Raw genomic sequence first — 23,122 nt, 5'->3', positions numbered from 1 at the left:
CCGGCCGGGTGCCTGTCCTCGACCCCACGCCCCACCATGCGCGCGTCCTCGAGTTTCGCTCTCCTGCTCGCCCTCCCGCTGGCGCTGGCCGCCCAAGGCCGTCCCGGTGCCCGTCCGGCCGCGGCTGGCCCCAATACCACACAGGCCGACTCCGGCGGCGGCGCCCTGCCCAATTCGGCGCTGAGCGCCTTCCGCTTCCGCGCCATCGGCCCCGCCACGTACTCCGGCCGCATCGGCGACATCGCCGTCGCGCCCGACAAGAAGACCTGGTATGTCGGGGTCGCCTCCGGCGGCGTCTGGAAGACCGAGAACGCCGGCACCACCTGGGCGCCGATCTTCGATAGCCAGCAGGATGTGTACTCCGTGGGCACCGTCGTGCTGGATCCCAAGGATCCGAACACCGTGTGGGTCGGCACCGGCGAGAACAACGCGCAGCGCTCGGTCAGCTACGGCAACGGCATCTACAAGTCCGAGGACGGCGGCCGCACCTGGCGGAACATGGGCCTCAAGGAGTCCGAGCACATCGGACGCATCGCCTTCGACCCGCGCGATTCCAAGGTGATGTACGTCGCCGCGCAGGGCCCGCTGTTCTCCGAAGGCGGAGAGCGCGGCCTCTACAAGACCACCGACGGCGGCGAGACCTGGACCAACATCCTCAAAGGCACGCGTTGGGCCGGAGTGAACGACGTGCTCGTGGACCCCAACAACCCAGACATCCTGCTCGCCTCGACTTGGCAGCGGCATCGCCACTTCTTCGGCTACCTCGCCGGCGGACCGGAGAGCGGCCTGCACCGCTCCACCGACGGCGGCAAGACCTGGAAGCAAGTCAGCGGCGTGCCGAACGGCGAAGGCCGCATCGGCCTCGCGCGTTCGCCCTCGCATCCGCACGTCGTGTATGCGATTGCGGAAGCTGGTGGCCAGCGCGGCGGAACGTTTCGCTCCGACGATGGCGGTGCGAGCTGGCGGCGGCAGGGCAGCTACGCGACGATCGGTCTCTACTACCAAGAGATCTTCGTCGATCCGGTGAATCCGGACCGCGTCTACTCCATGGACGTGCGCACGCAGGTCTCCAACGACGCTGGCCGCACCTTCAGCGCGCTCGGCGAGGACGGCAAGCACGTCGACAATCACGCGCTCTGGGCCGATCCCGACGATCCGGAACACCTGCTCATCGGCTCCGACGGTGGCCTCTACGAGAGCTTTGACGGCGGCCGCACGTACAAGTTCTTCGCGAACCTTCCGCTCGCACAGTTCTACAAGATCGACATCAGCCGCGAGGCACCGTTCTACCTCGTCTGCGGCGGCACGCAGGACAACTACTCGTTCTGCGGCCCGACGCGCACCAACAACGACAACGGTATCCGGAACTCCGACTGGTTCGTCACCAACGGCGGCGACGGCTTCCAGAGCCGCGTCGATCCCGCGGATCCGAACACCATCTACGCCGAGTCGCAGAACGGCGGCCTCACGCGCTTCGACCGCCGCACGGGCGAGGGCGTGAACATCGTCCCGCAGCCGGCGCCCGGCGAGCCGGCCTCGCGCTTCAACTGGGACTCGCCGCTCATCATCTCGCCGCACAACCGCACGCGCCTCTACTTCGGTTCGCAGCGGCTGTGGCGCTCGAACGACCGCGGCGATTCGTGGACGGCCATCTCGCCGGACCTGACGCGCAACCTCTCGCGGCCCGAACTCAAGATGCAGGGCCGCGTGTGGAGCGTGGACGCCGTCTCGCGGAATACGTCGACGGCCTTCTACGGCAATCTCTCAGCCGTCGATGAGTCGCCACGCGTGGAAGGCCTCATCTATGCCGGCACCGATGATGGACTCATTCAGGTGACCGAGGACGGCGGCGCCAACTGGCGTCGCATCGATCGCCTACCCGGCGTGCCGGACACCTCGTACATCGCCGACATCGTCGCGTCGGCCCATGACGCCAACACGGTCTACGCCTCGGTCATCAACTACCAGCGCGGCGACTTCAAGCCCTACGTGCTGCGTTCCACCGATCGCGGCCGCACCTGGACGTCCATCGCCGGCAACCTCCCCGCGCGCGGCAGCGTGCACGTGATCGCAGAGGACCCGAAGATGAAGGGCCTGCTCTTCGCGGGCACCGAGTTCGGGCTCTTCGTCTCGATCGACGACGGCGCGCGCTGGCAGGCCATGCGCGGCGGTATGCCGCCCATCTCCATCCGTGACATCGCCATCCATCCGGAGATGGACGACCTCGTCGTCGCCACCTTCGGACGCGGCATCTTCGTCCTCGACGACTATTCCGCGCTGCGCGCGCTGACGCCGGAGCTGCTGCGCGCCGAGGCGGCGCTGCTCCCAAGCCGTGCAGCGCACCTCTTCATGCAGGATTCGCCGCTCGGCGGCAACGGCGTCAGCTTCCAGGGCGCGAGCCATTACTTCGCCAACAACCCGCCGGTCGGCGCGGCCATCACGTACCACCTGCGCAGCCAGTACCGCTCGGCGCGGCAGCAGCGTGAGCAGCGCGAGCAAGGCCTCAATCGCTCGGGTGCGGACGTGCCCTTTCCGGGCCGGGAGGCACTGAAGGCTGAGCAGGAGGAAGAGGCGCCATCGGTCGAGGTCGAGATTACCGATGCCAGCGGCGCGGTCGTCTCGCGCTTCGACGGGACCAACACGGCGGGAACCAACCGCGTCGTGTGGAACCTGCGCTGGCCCGGCGTGAATCCGGTCGGCGCTCAGCAGCAGGGCGGCTTCGGGGGCGGCGGCGGTGGTGGCGGCGGTGGCGGAGCTGCCGGCGGCGCCAATGGGCCGCGCGGCGGCAACGGACCCTTCGTCGTCCCCGGCACGTATCGCGTACAGCTCTTCAAGCGCGTGGCGGGCCAGCGGACGGCCATCACGCAGCCCAGCACCTTCGAGGTCAAGCTGCTGCCGAATGCACCCGTGACCGTCGCGGACCGCGAACGTGCCCTGCAGTATCAGCGCCGCGCGCAGGAGCTCCAGCGCGTGGTACTCGGTACCAACGCGGTGATGGCCGAGGTGAGCACGCGGCTCGATGCGCTGCAGCAGGCCGTGGAGCGCATCACCAAGCCGACCACGCTGGACGCCGACGTGCGCGCGGCCATCGCGCGCCTGCGCGGCATCCGCGAGCAGTTGAGCGGCGACAACACGCCGGGGCGGTACTCGGAACCCGTCGCGCAGTCGTTGCTCGGCCGCATGAACCGCGCCGCCAGCTTCGGCGAGACACTCGGCGTGCCGACGCAGACCCAGCAACAGCAGCTGGAGATCGTCGCGCGGGAGTTCCCGGCCATCAAGCAGGCGCTCGACGCGTTCTTCGCCAACGACCTCGCCCGCCTCGAGCGCGAGGCCGAGGCGCAGGGCGCGCCGTGGACGCCCGGGCGGCGGATGTAACGGCATTCACCACGAAGGCACGAAGTCACGAAGGAATTGATGGGCAAGCATTCGAAAGGTCCTTGGGGGTCCGCACCGAAGATTCGGTGCGGACCCCCAAGCATTACATGTCGACATCACGGAATGACTACTGGATTCAGAGGGTCGATGCAACACCTTCCATAGTTCCTTCTATATGGAGGTTGTCGCGATGTTCATCCCCAGCCCGCACGGCTACACGTGGCAGCAGCGCGCTGAACTCTGGGCGCGCTATCGCGCCGGTGACTCGGTCCGCGAGATCGCCCGCGACCTCGCCAAGGATCCCGGCGCACTTCACGGCGTGATTCGCAAGCAAGGGGGCATCTCGCCGCGCCTGCGTGCACGATCGGCGTTGGCGCTGTCGCTCGACGAACGGGAGCGCATCTCGCGCGGGCTCGCCGCCGGCGAATCCTACCGAGCGATCGGCCGCGCCCTGGGCCGTGCCGCATCGACCATCAGTCGTGAGGTCGCACGTCATGGGGGCCCGACGAAGTATCGGGCCGTCCGCGCCGACGCGGTCGCGTGGAAGTCCGCGCGTCGGCCGAAGGCCTGCCGCCTCGCGTCCCGGCCGCGCCTGCGCTATCTCATTGCAGCGAAGCTGAAGCTGCGCTGGTCACCGGAGCAGATCAGCGCGTGGCTCCGCCGCACCTACCCGCACGAGCCGGAGTTGCACGTGTCGCACGAGACGATCTACCGCTCGCTGTACGTCCAGGCGCGCGGCGTGCTCAAGAAGGAACTGCTGAGGCACCTGCGCACGGGACGCGTGGTGCGGCGCGCCCGCGCCTCGACGCGCAAGGGCCAGGGGCGCGGGCAGATCGTCGATGCCATTCCCATCAGCGCGCGCCCGGCCGAGGTCGAGGACCGCGCCGTGCCCGGCCACTGGGAGGGCGACCTCCTCGCCGGCGGCGGCAACACGCACATCGCCACGCTCGTGGAGCGCACGTCGCGCTTCACGATCCTCGTGAAGGTCGAGAGCAAGGAGCCGGGCCGCGTCGTGCCCGCGCTCATCCGCCAGATCCGGCGGCTGCCGGCGCACGTCGCGCGCTCGCTCACCTGGGACCGCGGCAAGGAACTCGCGCACCACCAGCGCTTCACCGTCGCCACCGGCGTGCAGGTCTACTTCTGCGATCCGTACAGTCCGTGGCAGCGCGGCACCAACGAGAACACGAACGGCCTCCTGCGGCAGTACTTCCCCACGGGCACGAGCCTCGCCAACGTTACGCAGCGGCAGCTCGATGCCGTCGCGGCTCAGCTCAATGGACGGCCCCGCAAGACGCTCGACTTCCGCACCCCGGCAGAAGTCTTCGACGAAGCTGTTGCATTGATTGCTTGAATTCATCCTCTCTTCGTGTCTTCGTGCCTTGTATGTCTCACACGAATGGTGGTAAGTCATCGGGGCGGCGACAGCTCGATTGTCGTGCCAGGGGCGTGCAGAGCCCGTCACGAAGCGGGAGCGTCGTCGAACCGATCGCGGGACGCCCGAACAGCCGCTGGGGCCGCGAGCCCGCATGGCGCAAGGCCGGGCGCGCGCGGTCCTCACGCGGCGAGGGACGGATGACGTACATCGGGATCGATGTGAGCCAGGGCACGCTGGACGGCGCGGACGCGACGGGCGCGGCGTGGCAGCACGCGAACGACGCGGCGGGCATCGCCGCGACGGTGGCGCGCGTGGGCGCGCAGGGGCCGACGCTGGTCGTGCTGGAGGCGACGGGCGCCTACCACGTGCCGCTGACGGCGGCGCTCGCGGCGGCGGGCGTGCCGGTCGCGGTGGTGAATCCGCGGCAGGTGCGGCGCTTCGCCGAGAGCGTCGGGCAGCTGGCGAAGACGGACCGGCTCGACGCGGCGCTGCTCGCGCGCTTCGCGGCGACGGTGCGCCCGGCCGCGCGGCCGCTGCCCGACGCGGCGACGCAGGAGCTCGCGGCGCTCGTCGACCGGCGGCGGCAGCTCGTCGAGATGCTGACGATGGAGCACAACCGGCTCGCGGTGGCGCGCCGCAGCGTGCAGCCGAGCGTCCGGCAGACGATCCGCGCGCTGGAGCGGGCGCTCCGGGCCCTCGAGGACGAGACGGACCGCTGGATCCAGGGCTCGCCGCTCTGGCGCGCGCAGGAGGAGCTCCTCACGAGCGTGCCGGGCATCGGGCCGCAGACGGCGCGGCTGCTGATCGCGCGCCTCACGGAGCTCGGCGCGCTGTCCGCGAAGGAGATCGCCGCCCTCGTCGGGCTGGCGCCCTACGCGCAGGAGTCGGGCCGCTGGCGCGGCGTGCGGCGCATCCGCGGCGGCCGCGCCGACGTCCGCACGGGGCTCTACATGGCGACCCTCGCGGCGATCCGCTGCAACGCCGTCGTACGCGCGATGTATCGGCGCCTCGTCGCCGCCGGCAAGCCGAAGAAGCTCGCCCTGACCGCGTGCATGCGCCGCCTCCTCGTCATCCTCAACGCGATGGTCAAACATCAAACGCGGTGGCAGGCGTCACCGACGCCCACCACCGCTTGACTTCCAACACAGCCACTTCGTGGTAAGGCAGTTCAGCGCGTCTCGTACTTCCAGTTCCGCCGCTTCCCCTCGCCAAGCCATTGCACCGCCTGCGCCACTCGCTTCGCGCGCGTCGCCGGCTGTTTGGCCTCGGTGATCCACTCGACGTAATCGCGTTTCGCCGAGGGCGGGAGCGTGGCATAGAACGCCTTCGCCGCGGGCTTCGCCTTTAACGCGGTAGCGAGGTCCGCCGGCAAGCGCAGCACTGGCTTTGCATGCTTCACTGTGCGCGGCGCCGTGGCACCGGCCTCGTTGAGCTTCGCCGCCTTCTTCACCATCGCGAGGAGCTGGCGCTTCTTCGGCAGGTCGTCGAGCGACGTGATACGCCCGAAGCTCCACATCGCCTCGCGGGACCGCGCGGCGTCGCCCGTCACCAGCCTGCCCTTCCAGAAGCCAAAGGCCACATGCGCCTTGAACGCCGCCATGCCCGCGAGTATGCCATGGTGCATGAAGCTCGGCATGCCCCACTTGATCGTCTCCTCCACCTCCGGACAGGCCTCGTGCACCACCGCACGCAGGTGGTGCATGATCGGCTGGGCGAAGGGCTGGGCCTTGGCGATGTAGGAGTCGACGCGTGGGTCTCGCGACATCACTGCCTCAGCCGCTGCAGCACCTCACCGAGACGCTTCATCGCGTCGCCGTAGGTCGCCCAGTCGTCGTTGCGCTGTGCGTTGCGCGCCCGTTCGTACAGCTGGACCGCCTGTTGGATGAGTGCGGCACGCTCGGCATCGAGGGGCCGGGCCGCCGTGTCGCTGCCGCGCGCCGCTCCGCCCGCCGTTGCATCCGCAGCATGCGACGAGGCACGCGAGCTAGCGCGGGCGAGTCCCGTCCCGTCGCCGAAGAGCACCGACAGCCCGCCCTCCAGCGTCTCCTCCATGACCACGCGATCGTTGTGCGCCACGATCACGCGCTTGAGCTCGGGAATCTTGCCGCCCTGCGCCCGCAGGTACAGCGGCTGTACGTAGAGCAGCGACGCTTCGATCGGGATCACCAGCAGTTCGCCGCGAATCACCTCCGAGCCGCCTTGGTCCCACAGCGAGACCTGCCGCGAGACTTCGGTGTCCTGGTTGATGCGGTTCGCGATCTGCGTCGGGCCGAACACCAGGCTCTGCCGCGGGAACCGGTACGAGATCAGCTTGCCGTAGTGCTCGCCGTCGTTCCGCGCGACCATCCACGCCGCCAGGTTGTCCTTCTGACGCGGCGTGAACGGCCGCATCATCAGGTACTCGGTGTCGCGCTCGCCGGGCAGCCGCATCACGATGTGGCGTGCGTAGCCGCTGCGCACCGCGCCTTGCTGCGCGGCGGGGATCTGCCACTGGTCTTCGCGGTGATAGAACGTCTCGGGGTCCGTCATGTGGAACGTGGCGTACAAGCCCGTCTGCGCGCGGAACAGGTCCTCGGGGTACCGCATGTGCGCGCGCAGGTCCGCCGGCATGCCGGCCAGCGGTCGCAGCAGGTCCGGATAGATCTTCGAAAGCGTGTTGATCATCGGATCGGCCGGGTCCACGAGCCAGGCACGGATGTCGCCGTCGTAGGCATCCACCGCCACCTTTACGCTGTTGCGCAGGTAGTTGAGCCCGTCGCTGGTGCGTGCCGAATACGGATAGCGGTCAGTGGCGGTGTATGCGTCGAGCATCCACACGAGCCGCCCGCTGTCGGTGACGACGAGGTACGGGTCGTTGTCGAAGGCGAGGAACGGCAGCGCCAGTTGCGCCCGCTTGCGGACCTGCTGGTTGAAGAGGATGCGCGTACTGTCCGTGAGGTCCGATGACAACAGGATGTTCATCGATCCGAAGCGCAGCGCGAACGCCAGCTTGCGCCCATACGAGCTCAACGGCACCCCGGCGCGTCCGGCGTACGTCGAGTACTCGGCCTCGTCTCCTTCCGCCGAGGGGAAGTCGAACTCCCGCTGCCGCGACGGCGCCAGCACCCAGGTGCGATCGAGCTCGCCGAAGTAGATCTGCGGACGCCCCACCTGCTGCGTGATCGTCGACGTCGGCGGCAGGTCCTGCATCCAGAGCACCGGCAGGCCCTGCGCCGTGAACTCGTTGGAGGGACCGAGCGTCAGGCCCATGCCGTGCGTGAACGTCAGGTGCTCGTTCACGAACGTCCGTGTCGGCAGCGATGCCGGGTCGAGCTCGCGCGCCGAGAGCAGCACGTGCCGCATCTGCCCGTCCACGATGTAGCGGTCGTCGTCCACGGCGACGAAGTCGTAGTACGTGCGGATCGACTGGATCTGCCCGAAGGTCTGCAACAGCGGCTCGCGGTCCCAGAGGCGGACGTTGTCGATCGTCGAGCGGTTGGCGGCGATGTCGCGCGCCGTCAGCTGCTGGTCGCCGTCGAGCTCGCGCCGCTCGACCGCATCGAGTCCCCACGCCCGCCGCGTGGCCGCGATGTGATGGGCGATCTGCGGCGTCTCCTTGGCCAATTCGTTCGGCTGCACGACGAGCCGCTGCACGACACCCGGCACGACGCCGTTCACCAGTGCCGTGAGGAGGAAGTTGCCCACGACCACCACGACCGCGACGCGCGCAAGATTGCCGCGGCGCGCGCCCCACAATAGCGCCACGGCCCCGAGCAGCAGCAGGACGGCCAGCAGCTTCAGGCCGGGCATGCGCACGTAGAGGTCCGTGTAGCTCGCGCCCTGCAGCGGCCCGTGCGTGCCGAACAGCAGGTTGGGCATGCCCACGACCCACGTGCGCAGCGCCGAGAGGACAAGCCAGAGCGCGCCGAGTGCGGCAAGATGCCACTCCGCCTGCGGCGCAATGCTCAAGCGCCCGAGCCGGACGCCCACATCGCCGCGCACGAGGTAGATCGGCAGCGAGACGAACAGCAACGACACGAAGACCACGCCCCAGATCCAGTCCAACGCGACCTGTACGGCCGGCAGCGTGAACACGTAGTACGAGATGTCGCGCTGGAAGATCGGATCCACATCGCCGAACGGCGTGCGATACCAGAATTGGATGAGCGTGCGCCAGCGCGACGCCAATCCGCTCCCGAGCAGCAACGCGAAGAACGCAGTGGCCGGCAGCGCCAGGCGATGCGCCGCCGCGACGAGGAACTTCACCCGCATCTCGACGCCGCCGGCGGCCAGGACGCGGATGCTCTCGGCGCTGCGCTCCATCCCGCGCAGCGCCAGGCGAGCGTTGCCGTACAGCAGGCCGAAGCCCAGCAGCAGCGCGATGCCGCCGAGGACCAGCTGCGCCGTGATGCGCAACGTGAACACGCGCTCGAAGCCGATTTCCTGGAACCATAGCCAGTCGGTGTAGACCGTGGCGATGGCGGGGATGCCGAGCAGGAGCAGGAGAACGCCGATGATCAGGATGCTCGATCGGCGCTGGGCGGTATTGATCGTGGCCACGGATTACTTGGGGGGAGAGGAGAGGGCCGACCGCGCGATCCGCTTGAGGATTGCGAGCTGCCCCGTGTGGTACACATCGTGTTCGGCGAGCGACCGGATCATCGCGCGCTGCGTGATGCCGCTGTCCGGCGGGTCATCGGGTCGGTTCGCGACGCGCTGCGCGCGCGCGGCGTCATCCATCGTCTCGACATGCCGCCACAGCGCTTCGTGCGCCGCGTCCAAGGAGCGCAGTGTCGCCCGCCAGGCGGTCTCGTCGGCCGGATCGAGCATCGGCGGCCAGTCGCCGGCAGCGGGCTCGTCCGGCACGGCGCCCCGCGCACGGGCCAGCACCTCCTCCGTCCAGCTGCGCATGTGCAGGACGAGCTCCCAGATCGTATGGGCGTCCGGCGCCGCACGGAAGCACGCCTCCCGCGCGGTCACGTCACGCAGCACCTCGCTGCGCGAGGGGCCATGCCACGGCTGGCCATCGTGCGCGCGCCGCAGCGCATCGAGCAGGCGGTCGCGAGGGGACATGTACCAAATATGACCCGTGGACCCGACACGCGACAGCGAAGAAAACCTCTGCGGCACCGCCACGTAGGGAAAGGCAACTCTTGCCAGGACCTTGCATGTTCCGTTCAATCGTCACAGCGGCGCTCCTCGCCGCCACGCCCGCACTGCACGCACAGGAACCGTTCCGCGTCGACGTCGTCGGCAACGGCCCGCCGATGCTCCTCATCCCCGGGCTCACGAACAGCGGCGAGGTCTGGCGCGCCACCGCCGCCGAGTTCGCCAAGGACCACCAGGTGCACGTGTTCTCGCTGGCCGGCTTCGCCGGCGTCCCGCCGATCGCCACGGACACCGGGTGGCTCCGCATGCAGCGCGAGGCCATCGTCGCGTATGTCCGCGAGCGTCGCCTCGAGAAGCCCGTCATCGTCGGCCACTCGCTCGGCGGCTTCCTCGCGCTCTGGATCGCCGCCGACCATCCCGACCTGCCCGGCGCCGTCGTCAACATCGACGGCATGCCGTTCTTCGGCACCCTCATGAATCCCAATGCCACGCGCGAGACCATGCGTCCGATGGCCGCGCAGATGCACCGCATGATGATGTCGCCGGGCGCCCGGGAGAACTACATGCGGATGCAGGACGCGCAGCTCAAGATGATGGCGCGCGATACGGCCGCGCACGCGATGCTCGCACGGCATGGCCGTGACAGCGACATGGGCACGATGGCCGTCGCCATGCACGACATGTACGTCGAAGACCTACGCGCCGATCTCGCGCGCGTGCGCGTCCCGGTCCTCAACGTCCACGCGTGGGCCGCCTACGCGACGATGGGACAGTCGCGCGAAGGCCTCGAACGCATCGCCGCGAACCAGTACGCATCGCTCGCCACACAGCGCCTGCGCATTCACGACACGGCGTATCACTTCATCATGCTCGATGAGCCAGCGTGGTTGCACCGCGAGATGCGGGAGTTCCTCGCCAGCCCGCGTTAGTGCGAGGGCGCGCGGCGACTGTCCGGGGCGCACACCCGCGGCGGGAAAGTCACCCAAGTTGTTGTCTGGCAATGTCTTACTAGCTTCAGTCTCAGTCAGACTGACAGCGATTCGCCGTAACCTCCTGTTAATAAACAACTTACGGCGTTGACGAGGCACCCCCTCAATAGGTAATCTTCTCCCTAGTGTGGCGAGCGCGAACAGGTCGCGCGTACCCGCACCAACAATTCCCTGGAGATTCACCAAGTATGAAGCGCCTTGCTCTTCTCGCCGCCGTTGTGCTGTTCGCCGCTTGCGCCCCCAAGGCCGAGGAGACGACCCCGGCTGAGACCACCACGCCTGCCGCGACGGATTCTGCCGCTGCGATGACCGACTCGACGAAGACGGATTCGACGAAGACGGATTCGGCCGCCACGAAGGCGATGTAAGCTGCGTCGTTCCTGACGCATCGAAGGCCCGGTCTCTCGCGAGATCGGGCCTTCGTGTTTGTGGCGCGGCGCTACGCGTCGCGTTCAGCTGCCTTCGCGATCCCGGCGCACGAGGATCTTCTTGCCCTTGATCGTCGCCTTCGCCATCGCGCGCAGCACGTCATCGGCCGCCGCGGCCGGCACCTCGACGATGCTGTGCCGATCGAAGATCGTGATCGTGCCGAGCGTCGCGGCATCGACGCCCGCTTCGTTGGCGATCGCGCCCACGAGGTCGCCCGGCCGCACCTTCAGCTTGCGGCCGGCACCCACGTAGAGCTTCGTCATCCCGCCACCCTTGGCACCGCGGGCGATCGTGCGCGCCTTCTTCACGTCCTCTCGCGCGCGCGCCGGATGCTTCTCGCGTGCCGGCGGCCCCGCCGGAATCTCGGTCTCCTCGTCCGCCGGCGTGGCCCCCTGCTTCAACGCCGCCGCGGCGATATCCATCGGATCGAACTCCGTCGCCATGCCCGCCACGATGCGCCGCCAATCCTCCAGCCCGCCGTCGAGGATCGTCGCACGCAGCTTCTCCTGCACCTGCTCCACACGCGCCGCCTTCAGGTCCGCCACCGTCGGCACCGGGGCGACCTCCACCGGACGACCCGTCGCGCGCTCGAAGCTCTTGAGCAAGCGATGCTCGCGCGGCTCCGCCAGCGTGATCGCCGTCCCCTCGCGCCCCGCACGGCCCGTGCGGCCGATGCGATGCACATACGCCTCGCTCGCGTTCGGCACGTCGTAGTTGACCACGTGCGTCACGTGCGACACGTCCAGGCCGCGCGCCGCCACGTCCGTCGCGATCAACAGGTCCGTCGTCTTGCCCCGGAAGCGCTTCATCACGCGGTCGCGCTGGTCCTGGCTCAAGCCGCCATGCAGCGCCTCGGCCGCATAGCCGCGCGCGTTCATCGTCTCGGTGAGTTCGTCCACCTCGGTGCGCGTCCGGCAGAACACGATCGCGCTCTCCGGCTGCTCCACGTCGAGGATGCGACCCAGGGCCGCCATCTTGTGCGCCCGCGGCACGATGTAGGCCACCTGCCGCACCTTCGCCGCCTTGCCGGCCTTGAGCTTCTCCGGCTCGATGCTGATCAGTTCCGGATTGCGCAGATGCGACTTGGCGATCGCCATGATGCGCGGCGCCAGCGTGGCCGAGAACAGCGCCACCTGCTTCTCGGCGGGCGTCTCGGCGAGGATCGCCTCGAGGTCGTCGGCAAAGCCCATATCGAGCATCTCATCGGCTTCGTCGAGCACCACCGTGCGGATCCCCTGCAGGTGCACGGTCTTGCGCCGGATGTGGTCCAGCGCGCGCCCCGGCGTGGCGATCACGATGTCCACGCCGCGCTTGAGCTGGCGGATCTGGCCGTCGATCGCCGTGCCGCCATAGACCGGCACCGCGTGCACGCCCATGGACTTGCCGTAGCGGTAGATCGCCTCTGCAACCTGCATAGCCAGCTCGCGCGTAGGGACCAGCACCAGTGCGCTGGTCCGTTCGCGTGGCGGCGCATCGGTGCGCAGGTGCTGGAGCAGCGGCAGCGCGAACGCCGCCGTCTTGCCGGTACCGGTGGCCGCTTGCGCCAAGACGTCGCGGCCGGCGATCTGCAGCGGGATGGCCGCCCGCTGGATGGGCGTGGGCTCCTCGTACCCAAGGGCGGTGAGCGCCGCGAGGACGCGGGCATCGAGGCCGAGGGACGCGAATCCGGCGGCAGGCATGGGGTCGGACGCGCGATTTGTCATTATGAAAGATACACTTCTTTACCGATGAAAACCGTCGTCAAAGCCACCGCGCGCACGCTCAAGCAGCAGGCCACCACCATCGGTGGCTCCGTCACCGTCGTGTGGGCCGGCTTCGCCGCCCAAGTCGTCACGAACAACGCCGTGATGGCCTGGGGCATCCACCCGCGCACGAAGCAGGGCCTCTGGGGCATCCTCTTTGCGCCCTTCCTGCATGGCAGCACCGAGCACCTGATCGCCAACACCGTGCCGCTGATCGTCCTCGGCTGGCTCGTGATGCTGCGCGACAGCAAGCACTTCGTGCCGGTCACGCTGCTCTCGATGCTCGGGGCCGGCCTCTGCGCGTGGACATTCGGTGCGCCGGGCAGCGTGCACATCGGCGCCAGCGGCGTCGTGTTCGGCTACCTCGGATTCCTGATGCTCGCCGGATGGTACGCGCGGTCGGTCGGCGCCATCCTGCTCAGCATCGCGGTCACGGTGACCTGGGGCTCCGTGGTGCTTGGTGTGCTGCCCGGCCAGCCGGGCATCAGCTGGCAGGCGCACCTGGGCGGCTTCCTCGGCGGCGTACTCGCGGCGCGCTGGCTCGCGCCGCGCTAGGGCTTACTCCACCCGCATCGCCTCCGACGGATCCACCCGCGTCGCGCGTCGCGCCGGAATGAGGCAGGCCAGCGCGCCCGACGCGCCCAGCGTGAACGCCACGAGTCCGAACACCATCGGATCCAACGGCTGCACGTCGTAAAGAATCACGGTGAGCAGCCGTGAGATGCCGGCCGCCATCGCCATGCCGATCGTCATCCCGATGCCCAGCTGCCACGCGCCGCTCGAGAACACCAGACGGATCACACGTCCGGGCGTCGCGCCCAGCGCCTTGCGGATGCCCATCTCCCGCGTGCGCCGGCTCACCGCGAAGCTCATCACCGCGTAGAGCCCGATGCTCGCCAGGAACAGCGCCACGAGTCCGAAGATGGCGAACATCGTGCCGAACACGCGCACGAACCACAGGTTCTGCGCGGCCGCCTGCTTGAGCGTCATCGGCCAGTAGATCGGGATGTCGGGATTCAACGACGCCACCGCTTCGCGCACCGGCTGCGTCAGCGTCATCGGGTCCGTGCCCGTACGCGCCGCGATGTACGCAAACTGCGAGCGCGCCTGCGCAAACGGACGCAGCAGCAGCGGCGGGCGCGGGTCATCGGGATTGCCGACCATCACATCGCCGATCACGCCGACGATCGTGAGGTACGGATTCTGGTTCTCCGGCGCGATGCCGCCGAGGCGCACCCGCTTGCCCAGCGCCTCGCCATCGGGAAAGTACTCGCGCACGAAGCGCTCGTTCACGACCGCCACGTCCAGTGCGCCCGGACGATCGGTCGCGTCGATTGCGCGTCCCTGCCGCAGCGGGATCTCCAAGGTCTCGAGGAAGCCCGGCGTCACGCTGCCGAAGCGCGTCGCGCCCACTTCACTGCCGTCGTTATACACGCGCCCTTCGATCGTCACGCCGTCCTGGCCGAACCCTTGCTCGGCGCTCGGCAGCCCCGACGCCAACGCCATCGCCTGCACGCCGGGAATCGCCGCGACGCGGTCCGGCAGCTGTTCCCAGAATGCGCGCTGCGTCACCGTGTCCGCCGAGCCGGTCGGGAAGCCGACGCGCGCCGTGAACACCGTTTCCATGGCGAAGCCGGTGTCGCGCGAGTTCGCCTTCACCACGCTCTTGATCATGAGACCGCCCGCCACGAGCAGGCCGCAGGACAGCGCGATCTCGAAGACGACCAAACCTTTGCTCAGCTTGCCGATCTTGAGACTCGACGCGCCGCGCGTCTCATCCTTCAGGATCTCGGCGATGTCGCCCCGTGACGCCTGGTACGCGGGAATCAACCCGGCGAGCAGCGCCGCGAGGAACGACACGCCGATCGCGAACGCCAACACCGGCGGATACAGCTCGAAGGTCAGGAAGAACGGCGGGTCGGTATCGACGATGGCCCGCGTGAACGCGTCGATGCCGACCTTGGCGATCACGATGCCGAGCACCGTGCCGATCATCGAGAGCACGAAGGCCTCGGCGAGGAAGATGCGCACGATCTGCCCGCGCGTCGCCCCGAGCGCCGACCGCACCCCGACTTCCTTGCTGCGATGCGCCGCGCGGTCGAGCAGCAGGTTCGCCACGTTCGAGCAGGCGATCAGCAGCACGAAGAACACCGCGCCGAGCATCGTGTAGAGCAGCTGCGTCGGCTCGTCGCCGATGAACGCGCGCGTAAACTCCATGGCGTAGGCCGTGTAGTCGCGATTGGACTCCGGATGCTCCGTGGCGAGGCGCCCAAAGATCGTCGCCAGCTCTGCGGAGGCCCCGTCGAGCGTGACGCCCGCATTCAACTTGCCGACCACGTTGACGAACTGCCCGGCGCCGCGCGCCGTGGCCAGCGGGTCCGTCTGCAGCGGAAGCCAGAGTTCGCCGTTCTCGGGATACGCGAAGCCCTCGGGCATCACGCCGACGATCTCATACGGCTCACTGTTCACGCGGATCGTTTGGCCCAACACCGACGGCGAGCTGCCGAAGCGGTCGCGCCACATCGCGTGCCCGATGATGGCGACCTTGGCGCCGCCTGGGCTGTCTTCGCCGGGCCGGAAGGTGCGGCCCAGCGCCGGCAGGATGCCGGGTATCTCCAGGGCCTGCGCCGTGATCCAGGTGCCCGCGTACCGCTCGGCACGTTCGGTGCCCGAGACGTTCATCGTGCCGCCGGTATACGCCCCGAACTGCGCGAAGACCCGCTGCTGGGCCGCCACGTCCACGTAGTCCTGGATAGGCAGCGACTGGCGATCGATGTTCGTATTGCGCGTGTTCGCGCGCCAGACGCTGACGATGCGCTCCCCGTCCTCGAAGGGCAGGCCGCGCAGCAAGGCACCGTACACGATGCTGAACATCATCGTGGTCAGGCCGATGCCGAACATCAGCGCAATCGACGAGATGATCGTCAGGGCAGGACTCTTGCGCAGGGTACGCAGGCCAAGGCGGATGTCGCGCAGCCAGGATTCCATGTCGGATGCTCTTGAGGGGTCTATCCGGCCTACGCGACCCGCGGCAATCGAGGTTTCACCCTGCCCTGTGTCGGATGGCCACAGGGCCCAACGGCCCCTCTCGGCGCCGCGTATACTCCCTGCACCCTTTTCCCACGAGACGATGCCTCTCATCCGCTCGCTCGGCGCGGCCACGCTGCTCGCGGTCCTCGCCCTCCCGTCCGGCGCCCAAGGGCGCCCCACCGACGGGTACCACACCAACGCTCGCCTCACGGCGGTGCTCGACTCCATCGCCCGCAGCAAGCCGGCGCTGGTGAACGTATCGGTGCTCGCCACCTCGCCGGGACGCCGTCCCGTGCACGTGGTGCGACTCGGCGCCGACGATAAGCCCGCGGTCCTCATCCTCGCCGGCGCCTACGGGCCGCAGGTGAGCAGCTCGGAGGTGGCGCTGCGCCTCGTGCGCGACCTCGCGCGGGATGCGGCGACCGCTCAGCTGCTGGCCCAGCGCACGGTGTACGTGGTGCCGCGGCTCAATCCGGATGCGACCGAAGCGTACTTCGGGGCACTCCGCTGGGAGCGCAAGGGCAACGACACCAAGTTCGACGATGACCGCGACATGGCGGACGATGAGGACGGGCCAGATGACCTCAACGGCGACGGCATCATCACGATGATGCGCGTGAAGGCCACGGACGGTGAGTGGATCGCCGACGCGACGGATCCGGCACTGATGCGCCGCGCCGACGCGTCGAAGGGCGAACGCGGCATGTATCGCCTGCTGGTCGAAGGGCGCGACAACGACGCGGACGGCGAGTACAACGAAGACGCCGTCGGCGGCACGGACATCTCGAGGAACTTCGCGAACAACTTCCGCTTCTTCTCCGACAACTCCGGCCTGCATCCGTTCTCGGCCGAGGAGGCGCGAGGCGTGGCCGAGTTCGTGAGCACGCATGACAACATCGCCGCGGTGTATGTCCTCGGTATGCAGGACAACCTGATCAAGGCCTGGGAAGGCCGCACCGTCCCAGGCATCGGCGGGAATCCACAGGGCACCTCGGCTGGCGGACCGCTCACCGCATCGCTGCCGGCCGACAACACGTGGTTCAACGCCATGTCGGCGGACTTCAAGCGCATCACGCGCTGGAGCGAGGGGCCGGCGTCGGCCGCTGAAGTCGGTGATCCGCTCTCGTGGTCGTACTTCCACATGGGGCGCTTCGCCTTCGGCTCGCGCGTCTGGTGGCCGGGCAAGGCTGCCGCGGACAGCACCCGTCGCGCACCGACGCCCGACCCACTCGCCGCGGAGCGCAACGACTACCGCTGGCTCAAGGCCAACAACCCGAGCGCGTTCGTCGAGTGGCAGGCCGTACAGGGCTTCACCATCGACGGCCAGCCGGTGGAAGTCGGAGGTTTCGCCCCCGGCGCAACGCTGAACCCGCCGGGCAGCGAACTCGACTCACTCGCCGCGCGGCATGGCGGCTTCGTCCGCAAGCTCGTCGAGAGCCTGCCGAACGTGAGCGTGAAGGACATCAGCGTCACCGAAGTCGGCCCGCGCGTGTATCGCATCCGCGCGACCGTGGTGAATGATGGCTTCCTGCCCAGCAACTCGGCCCTCGGTGTCCGCTCGCGGCTGCCGCAGCGCGTGCGCGTCGAGATGGCGCTTGGGCGCGACCAACAGCTGAGCGGCGGCCGCCGCATGCAGTACGTGAATGCGCTGCGTGGCAGCGGCGGCAACGAGAGCTTCGAGTGGTTGGTCGTCGGCGCGCCGAACTCGACCGTCACGTTGAACGTGGGCTCGCCGCACGCGGGGCTCAGCACCCAGACCATCACCCTCCGCGCCCGGTAATCGACGATGACCATCATTCGCACGACATCGATTGCAGCGCTCGGCACTGCGGCCCTGTTGGCTGCCTCCGCGCTGCACACGCTCGACGCGCAGCAGATCCGCACGGCACCCCCGCCGACGCGCGCCACACAGGCGCCGGTGGCCGGTGCGTTGGCCGCGCTCGGCTCCCCGCCGAACCCGAAGGTCGCGGTGAGCTGGGACCGCTTCTACGACCACGCCGGACTCCTCGAGATCGGCCGCCGCCTCGCCGCGGCGCACCCGGGCTTCGTGAAGCTCGGGAGCATCGGCAAGAGTACCGAAGGCCGGGACATGTTCCTGCTCACGGTGACCAACCACGCCGTCGGCGACGCAGACAAGAAGCCGGCCATGTGGATCGACGGCAACATCCACGCCAACGAGATTCAGGGCGCCGAGTTCTCGCTGTACACGGCCTGGTACCTCGCCGAGATGGCCGACCGCGTGCCGGCCGTGGATTCGCTGCTGCGCAACTACACGCTGTACATCGTGCCGTCCATCAATCCCGACGGCCGCGACCATTACATCCACCAGCCGAACAACGCGAGTTCGCCGCGCACCGGCCTCGCGCCGCGTGACACCGACGGCGACGGCCGCATGGATGAGGACGGGCTCGACGACCTGAACGGCGACGGTCACATCACGCAGATGCGCCGCCGCAACCCGAACGGCCGCTTCCGCGTGTCGCCGGAGGACCCGCGTCTGCTCGTGCCCGTACTCCCCGGCGAGCAGGGCGAGTACGACCTGCTGGGCGCCGAGGGCTTCGACAACGATGGTGACGGCGTCGTGAACGAGGATGGCCCGGGCGTCTATGATCCGAACCGCAACTGGCCGTGGCGCTGGGCGCCGCAGTACGTGCAGGGCGGCGCAGATCGCTATCCGGGTTCGTTGATCGAGACGCGCAACATCATGGACTTCGTAATCGCGCATCCGAACATCGCCGGCGCCCAGAGCTACCACAACTCCGGCGGCATGCTGCTCCGCGGCCCGGGCGTCCCACAGGACGAGTATCGCCCGCAGGACGTGCAGGTTTTCGATGTGCTTGGCCGCGTGGGTGAGGAGGTGCTGCCGGGCTACCGCTACATGATCGTCTGGAAGGACCTCTATACGGTGTGGGGCGGCGAGCTCGATTGGTTCTACGGCGCGCGCGGCATCCTCACGTTCTCGAACGAGCTGTGGACGCCGTTCCTGTACTTCTACCAGCAGCCGGAGCGTGGCGGCGGTGGCTTCGGTGGCGGGAACCCGAACAACCGCCAGTACCAGACGACGGAATCGCGCTTCAACCGCCTGCTGCTCATGGGCGAGGCGATGGTGGAGTGGACGGAGGTCGACCACCCGCAGTACGGCAAGGTCGAGGTCGGCGGCACGAAGAAGAACTTCGGCCGCGTCGAGCCCGGTTTCATGCTGCAGAGTGATGGCCACCGCAACATGATGTTCACGCTGTACCAGACCTCGCAGATGCCGCTGGTCGAAGTGGACAGCGTGACGACGCGGTCGCTGGGCAACGGACTGACCGAGGTGACCGCAGTCGTGGTGAACCGCCGCGTCGCGCCGACGCACACGCAGCAGGACCTCGAGAACCGCATCACGCGGCCGAACCTCGTGTCGCTCACCGGCGGGCGGGTGATTGCCGGCTTCACGATTGACAACCCGCTCAGCGGAGACGCGACGGAGCAGAAGCTCGACCCGGCGCGCATCCGTGTGGCGAACATCCCGGGCCAGGGCATCGTGCGCGTGAAGTGGATCGTGCAGGGCACGGGGCCGTTCACCGTGACGGCCGACTCGCAGAAGGGTGGCATGTCGACGCTGCGGTCGCGTTGATCACCTGAGCGGCTTTGCCACGAAGGCACGAAGACACGAAGGATTCGATTCCTTCGTGTCTTCGTGCTTTCGTGGTAAAGTCAGCTCCTGTCCACTCCTGGGAACCACCACATATGCATCGGAGTATGTCAGATACGCCGCGAGCGCCTAGCTGTCGGTTCTAAAGAGGTTGTTCACTGAGGCATAACTGAGGAAGCTGGAGGTGCGAGCCACCCAACCTTCAGCCAGAGGCCTCAGTGAACATCCACAACAATGCGCGATTGACCGCCTGGGGGCGAGCCGAGCTCGTCCGCCGGGTGGTCCTCGACGGCGAGCCGGTGCGCGCCGTCGCCGCGGCCCTCCACATCAGCCCGAGCACGGCTTACAAGTGGCTGCGCCGCTTCGCGGCCGGGGGCTGGGCGGCGCTGGCCGACCGCTCCTCGCGCCCGCATCGCTCGCCGACCGCCACGCGGCCGGCGCTCATCGAGCGGATTCTCCGCCTGCGCGCGACGCGGCTCACCGGGCCGGAGATCGCGGAGCGGCTCGGGCTCGCGGTCTCGACCGTGGGCCGGGTCCTCACGCGCGCGGGCCAGGGCCGGCTGAAGGGCCCCGGGGGCGACGGGCGGGCCGCGCTACCAGCGCGAGACGCCCGGCGAGCTCGTGCATGTCGACACGAAGGCCCTCGATCGCTTCGTCACGGCGGGCCATCGCGCGCACGGCAACCGCTCGAAGGTCGGCCGCCGTCGGGGGCTCGGGCAGGACCATCTCCACGTCGCGGTCGACGACGCGACGCGGCTCGCGTACGCGGCGCTGCTGCCGACACAGGACGCGGCGGCGTGCACCCGCTTCCTCGAGGCGGCGCGCCGCTGGTTTGCGCAGCTGGGCATCGCCGTCACCGGTGTGATGACCGACAACGCCAAGGCGTACACGAGCCACGCGGTGCAGGCCGCGCTGGCCGCGCACGGGATCCGGCACCTGCGCACCAAGCCCTACCGCCCGCAGACGAACGGCAAGGCGGAGCGCTTCATCCAGACCGCGCTCCGCCGCTGGGCCTACAAGAAGCCATACCGGACCTCGGCGCACCGCAACGCGGCGCTGCCCGACTTCCTAGATTGCTACAACGTCGAACGGCCGCACCGGTCGCTCGGCCGCGTCCCGCCGCTGCTCCACTTCCTCATGCAGCGTGAACAACGTCCTTAGAACCGACACCTAGCCGCGCCCGCGCGCCGGTGCTACGATTCCCGCTCACCTGTTCCGCCCGGAGGGCACGATGCCAGAAAATGCGTACGTGGTCCGGACGTTCCAGAACAGCATTGAAGCCGAGTTTGCGCAGGCGGTGCTCGACGCCAACAGCATCCCGTCGATGCTGCTGAAGGACAATGCGGGTGAGATGCTGCCGTTCCTCAACATCCTGCATCCCGTGCGGCTGGTCGTGCGGCAGGGGGATGTGGACACGGCGGTGCGGTTGCTCGATGCGGCGGCGGCGACGGATCCAAAGCCGCCGGAGAAGCCATTGCTCAGCTGAGTCTGAGTGAAAGCGTCGATGCGCGTCTTTCAGCCCAGACTAATGCTCGCGCTGGCCCTCGTCCTGCCGCGGGACGCAGAGGCGCAACAGACGATTCGGCACTTGCGTGCGAGGGCCGAGCCGCCAGCGGTCGCTGCGAATGGCGAACAACTGGTCACGGCGCCACCGGCTTGCTCGCGCGGGCCTGCCCGCGACATGGTGCTGGGCGCCGGGCTCGGTGCGCTCGCCGGCGCTCTCGTGGCAGTTTATGCGAGCGTTCCTCGCACAGTCGGCACGCGAGAGTCAGGTCCCGTTAAGGGCAAGGCGTACATTGTTGTCGGAGCAGTCGGTGGATTGGCGATCGGCTCGTGGAGCTGGTATCGGCGATGCTCCTGAGCGAGCCAGTCACCTAGCAAACCCCGCCAGCGTCACACCCATCGCGTCGATGGCCGCGCGCGCGCGCCACAGCTCGCGCCCATTGTAGAGGAACGCGAACGCCAGCAGCTCCCCGTCCTTCGTGCGCACGTACCCGGCGAGTGAACTGACGTCGTTCGTCGTGCCCGTCTTGCCGCGCAGGTTGTTGTCCGCCGCCGTGCGTCGCATGCGGGTGCGCAGCGTCTCCGAGCGGCCAGCGACTGGCAGCGTCGCCTGGAACACCTCGCCCCACGGCGCCTGTTGCGCGTAGGCCAGCAACTGTACCATCGAGCGCGTCGTCACGCGGTCCAGCGTCGAGAGGCCGCTGCCGTCTGCGGCATACACTGCGTCGCGGCGCACGCCGGCACGCTCGGCGAGAAAGCTGCGCAGCGCCTCGTTGGCCGCTTCGGCCGAGCCCACGCCGCGCACGGAGCGCGCTGCGTTGCGGAACAGCAGTTCGGCGAAGTGGTTGTTGCTCTCGCCGTTCATCGTCAGTACCAACTGCGCCAGCGGCGGCGAGGCCCAGGCCGTCAGCCGCTCGGCTTCCGGGGGCGCCGCTTCCGCACGGGCCCCGCCTTCGACGATGATGCCCCGTTTCTGCAGCGCCGCACGGAACGCGGCCGCCGCAAACCGCTCCGGCTGCTCGACGACCACGCGATACGTGCGCTCCGGACTCAAGGCCCCGATCCATCCGTGCACGCGGAATCGGTCCTCCGTGGTGTCCTGCCAGACGCGGATGCGTGCCGAACGACTGCCCGGGCGCACGGTGACGGTCGGATGGATCGGCAGGTCGATCAGCGGCTCGTCGAAGGTGACCGTCGCGCCCGACGCAGTGCTCCGCACGACGACGTTCGCGATGTTCTCGTTCACGGAGAGCGCCGAGACCCGCGCGGCGTAGCCCGCCTGCAGGTAGCGCGTGCGCCAGCCTTCGGGCACGCGCCGGCTCTCGAAGGCCGACGCATCGCCGACGATGTCGCCGCGGATGCGTCGTACGCCGCTGGCATACACCAACTCGGCGATCGACTGCATCGGCGGCGTGCCGTCGTTCCAGCGCGCATAGCGTGCGCCGAGGGCCGGATCGCCAGCGCCCTTGAGATAGAGATTGCCGTCGAGCGTGCCGTCGGCCGCGATGAATCCATCCCGCAGCACGTCCGTGCGGAACTGGTGGGCGGGGCCGAAGCGCTCAAAGGCAAGCGCCGCGGTGTAGAGCTTCATCGTCGAAGCCGGCAGGAGCAGCTCGTCCGCCTCGCGGGAGAACAGCGTGTCGCCGGTCGCGAGCGAGACGACCATCACGCCCCACTCGCCGCTTATCGTGCTGGCGTTGATGAGCTGAGAGAGATCGCGTCGGAGCATCTCGATGCCCCGCGGCGTGGTGGCACGCAGGGCCGGCCGCGGCGCGGGACGGCGGGCCGCGGTGGATGCGGGCGGACGCGCCGGCGGAGCCGCAGGACTTGGCGCGGCCTTCGTGCCGGGGGCCGCCTGCGCTTGGACTCCAGCACTGCAGACGACCACAACGGCGAAACACATGACTGAACGGCGGTAAAGCATGTACGAGTAGAATAAGGCAAAACCTCTTTTCCG

16 protein-coding genes and 1 pseudogene are annotated in these 23,122 nt (G+C 68.7%); 11 read left to right on the top strand and 6 right to left on the bottom strand.

The features are described 5' to 3' along the window. The first annotated feature begins 36 nt into the window (after window positions 1-36). From Strain318_RS01560 to Strain318_RS01550, 3 genes are all read left to right on the top strand, one after another. Window positions 37-3,375 (top strand): VPS10 domain-containing protein, encoded by a 3,339-nt coding sequence (locus Strain318_RS01560; protein ID WP_367886777.1) that lies wholly within the window; start codon window positions 37-39, stop codon window positions 3,373-3,375. A gap of 190 nt (window positions 3,376-3,565) precedes the next feature. Continuing rightward, window positions 3,566-4,726 (top strand): IS30 family transposase, encoded by a 1,161-nt coding sequence (locus Strain318_RS01555; protein ID WP_437436301.1) that lies wholly within the window; start codon window positions 3,566-3,568, stop codon window positions 4,724-4,726. Window positions 4,727-4,947: 221 nt separating this feature from the next. Next, complete coding sequence (locus tag Strain318_RS01550; RefSeq protein WP_367886721.1) at window positions 4,948-5,886, top strand: IS110 family RNA-guided transposase; 939 nt, start codon at window positions 4,948-4,950, stop codon at window positions 5,884-5,886. Window positions 5,887-5,918: 32 nt separating this feature from the next. Here the strand turns inward: Strain318_RS01550 and Strain318_RS01545 are convergent, their stop codons facing one another. The 3 genes from Strain318_RS01545 to Strain318_RS01535 are packed head-to-tail and all read right to left on the bottom strand — an operon-like array spanning window position 5,919 to window position 9,802. After that, window positions 5,919-6,515: a YdeI/OmpD-associated family protein gene (locus Strain318_RS01545; protein ID WP_367886776.1), complete on the bottom strand. Its 597-nt coding sequence runs from the start codon at window positions 6,513-6,515 to the stop codon at window positions 5,919-5,921. Next, a complete protein-coding gene (locus Strain318_RS01540) occupies window positions 6,515-9,289 on the bottom strand; it encodes a UPF0182 family membrane protein (protein WP_367886775.1) in 2,775 nt (924 codons plus the stop codon). Before Strain318_RS01540 ends, Strain318_RS01545 begins: the two co-directional genes overlap by 1 nt. A gap of 3 nt (window positions 9,290-9,292) precedes the next feature. Beyond that, complete coding sequence (locus tag Strain318_RS01535) at window positions 9,293-9,802, bottom strand: DinB family protein (RefSeq protein ID WP_367886774.1); 510 nt, start codon at window positions 9,800-9,802, stop codon at window positions 9,293-9,295. 95 nt (window positions 9,803-9,897) lie between these two features. On the opposite strand from Strain318_RS01535, the gene Strain318_RS01530 reads away from it, so the two are divergent. After that, window positions 9,898-10,767, top strand: a complete 870-nt coding sequence (locus Strain318_RS01530) for an alpha/beta fold hydrolase (protein ID WP_367886773.1) — start codon at window positions 9,898-9,900, stop codon at window positions 10,765-10,767. Between the two features lie 248 nt (window positions 10,768-11,015). Beyond that, entirely contained in the window at window positions 11,016-11,195 is a 180-nt protein-coding gene (locus tag Strain318_RS01525; protein WP_367886772.1) for a hypothetical protein, read from the top strand. A gap of 84 nt (window positions 11,196-11,279) precedes the next feature. On the opposite strand, the gene Strain318_RS01520 is transcribed toward Strain318_RS01525, so the two are convergent. After that, window positions 11,280-12,959 carry a DEAD/DEAH box helicase gene (locus tag Strain318_RS01520; RefSeq protein WP_367886771.1) on the bottom strand — a complete coding sequence of 560 codons (1,680 nt, stop codon included), beginning with the start codon at window positions 12,957-12,959 and terminating at the stop codon, window positions 11,280-11,282. A gap of 24 nt (window positions 12,960-12,983) precedes the next feature. Here Strain318_RS01520 and Strain318_RS01515 point away from each other — a divergent pair, with 24 nt between their 5' ends. Then, on the top strand, window positions 12,984-13,553 hold the full coding sequence (locus tag Strain318_RS01515) for a rhomboid family intramembrane serine protease (protein WP_367886770.1): 570 nt from the start codon (window positions 12,984-12,986) through the stop codon (window positions 13,551-13,553). Window positions 13,554-13,556: 3 nt separating this feature from the next. On the opposite strand, the gene Strain318_RS01510 is transcribed toward Strain318_RS01515, so the two are convergent. Continuing rightward, entirely contained in the window at window positions 13,557-15,986 is a 2,430-nt protein-coding gene (locus tag Strain318_RS01510) for an ABC transporter permease (protein ID WP_367886769.1), read from the bottom strand. 142 nt (window positions 15,987-16,128) lie between these two features. Between Strain318_RS01510 and Strain318_RS01505 the strand changes: the two genes are divergently transcribed. The 5 genes and pseudogenes from Strain318_RS01505 (at window position 16,129) to Strain318_RS01485 (ending at window position 21,148) form a co-directional block, all read left to right on the top strand. Beyond that, window positions 16,129-17,808 carry a M14 family zinc carboxypeptidase gene (locus Strain318_RS01505; protein ID WP_367886768.1) on the top strand — a complete coding sequence of 560 codons (1,680 nt, stop codon included), beginning with the start codon at window positions 16,129-16,131 and terminating at the stop codon, window positions 17,806-17,808. A 6-nt stretch (window positions 17,809-17,814) separates the two neighbouring features. Then, entirely contained in the window at window positions 17,815-19,644 is a 1,830-nt protein-coding gene (locus tag Strain318_RS01500; protein ID WP_367886767.1) for a M14 family metallopeptidase, read from the top strand. 236 nt (window positions 19,645-19,880) lie between these two features. Continuing rightward, window positions 19,881-20,189, top strand: a pseudogene (locus Strain318_RS01495) (leucine zipper domain-containing protein); the annotation flags it as partial. Between the two features lie 94 nt (window positions 20,190-20,283). Further along, window positions 20,284-20,823 (top strand): integrase core domain-containing protein, encoded by a 540-nt coding sequence (locus tag Strain318_RS01490; protein ID WP_367886156.1) that lies wholly within the window; start codon window positions 20,284-20,286, stop codon window positions 20,821-20,823. Between the two features lie 70 nt (window positions 20,824-20,893). Next, window positions 20,894-21,148 carry a putative signal transducing protein gene (locus Strain318_RS01485; protein WP_367886766.1) on the top strand — a complete coding sequence of 85 codons (255 nt, stop codon included), beginning with the start codon at window positions 20,894-20,896 and terminating at the stop codon, window positions 21,146-21,148. Between the two features lie 384 nt (window positions 21,149-21,532). On the opposite strand, the gene dacB is transcribed toward Strain318_RS01485, so the two are convergent. Next, on the bottom strand, window positions 21,533-22,894 hold the full coding sequence (dacB, locus tag Strain318_RS01480; RefSeq protein WP_367886765.1) for a D-alanyl-D-alanine carboxypeptidase/D-alanyl-D-alanine endopeptidase: 1,362 nt from the start codon (window positions 22,892-22,894) through the stop codon (window positions 21,533-21,535). Between the last annotated feature and the right edge of the window lie 228 nt (window positions 22,895-23,122).

It is taken from the genome of Pseudogemmatithrix spongiicola (assembly GCF_030623445.1).
Taxonomy (GTDB): domain Bacteria; phylum Gemmatimonadota; class Gemmatimonadetes; order Gemmatimonadales; family Gemmatimonadaceae; genus Pseudogemmatithrix; species Pseudogemmatithrix spongiicola.
The sequence above is the reverse complement of the archived record's forward strand: the minus strand, read 5'-3'. Positions and strand labels throughout refer to the sequence as shown.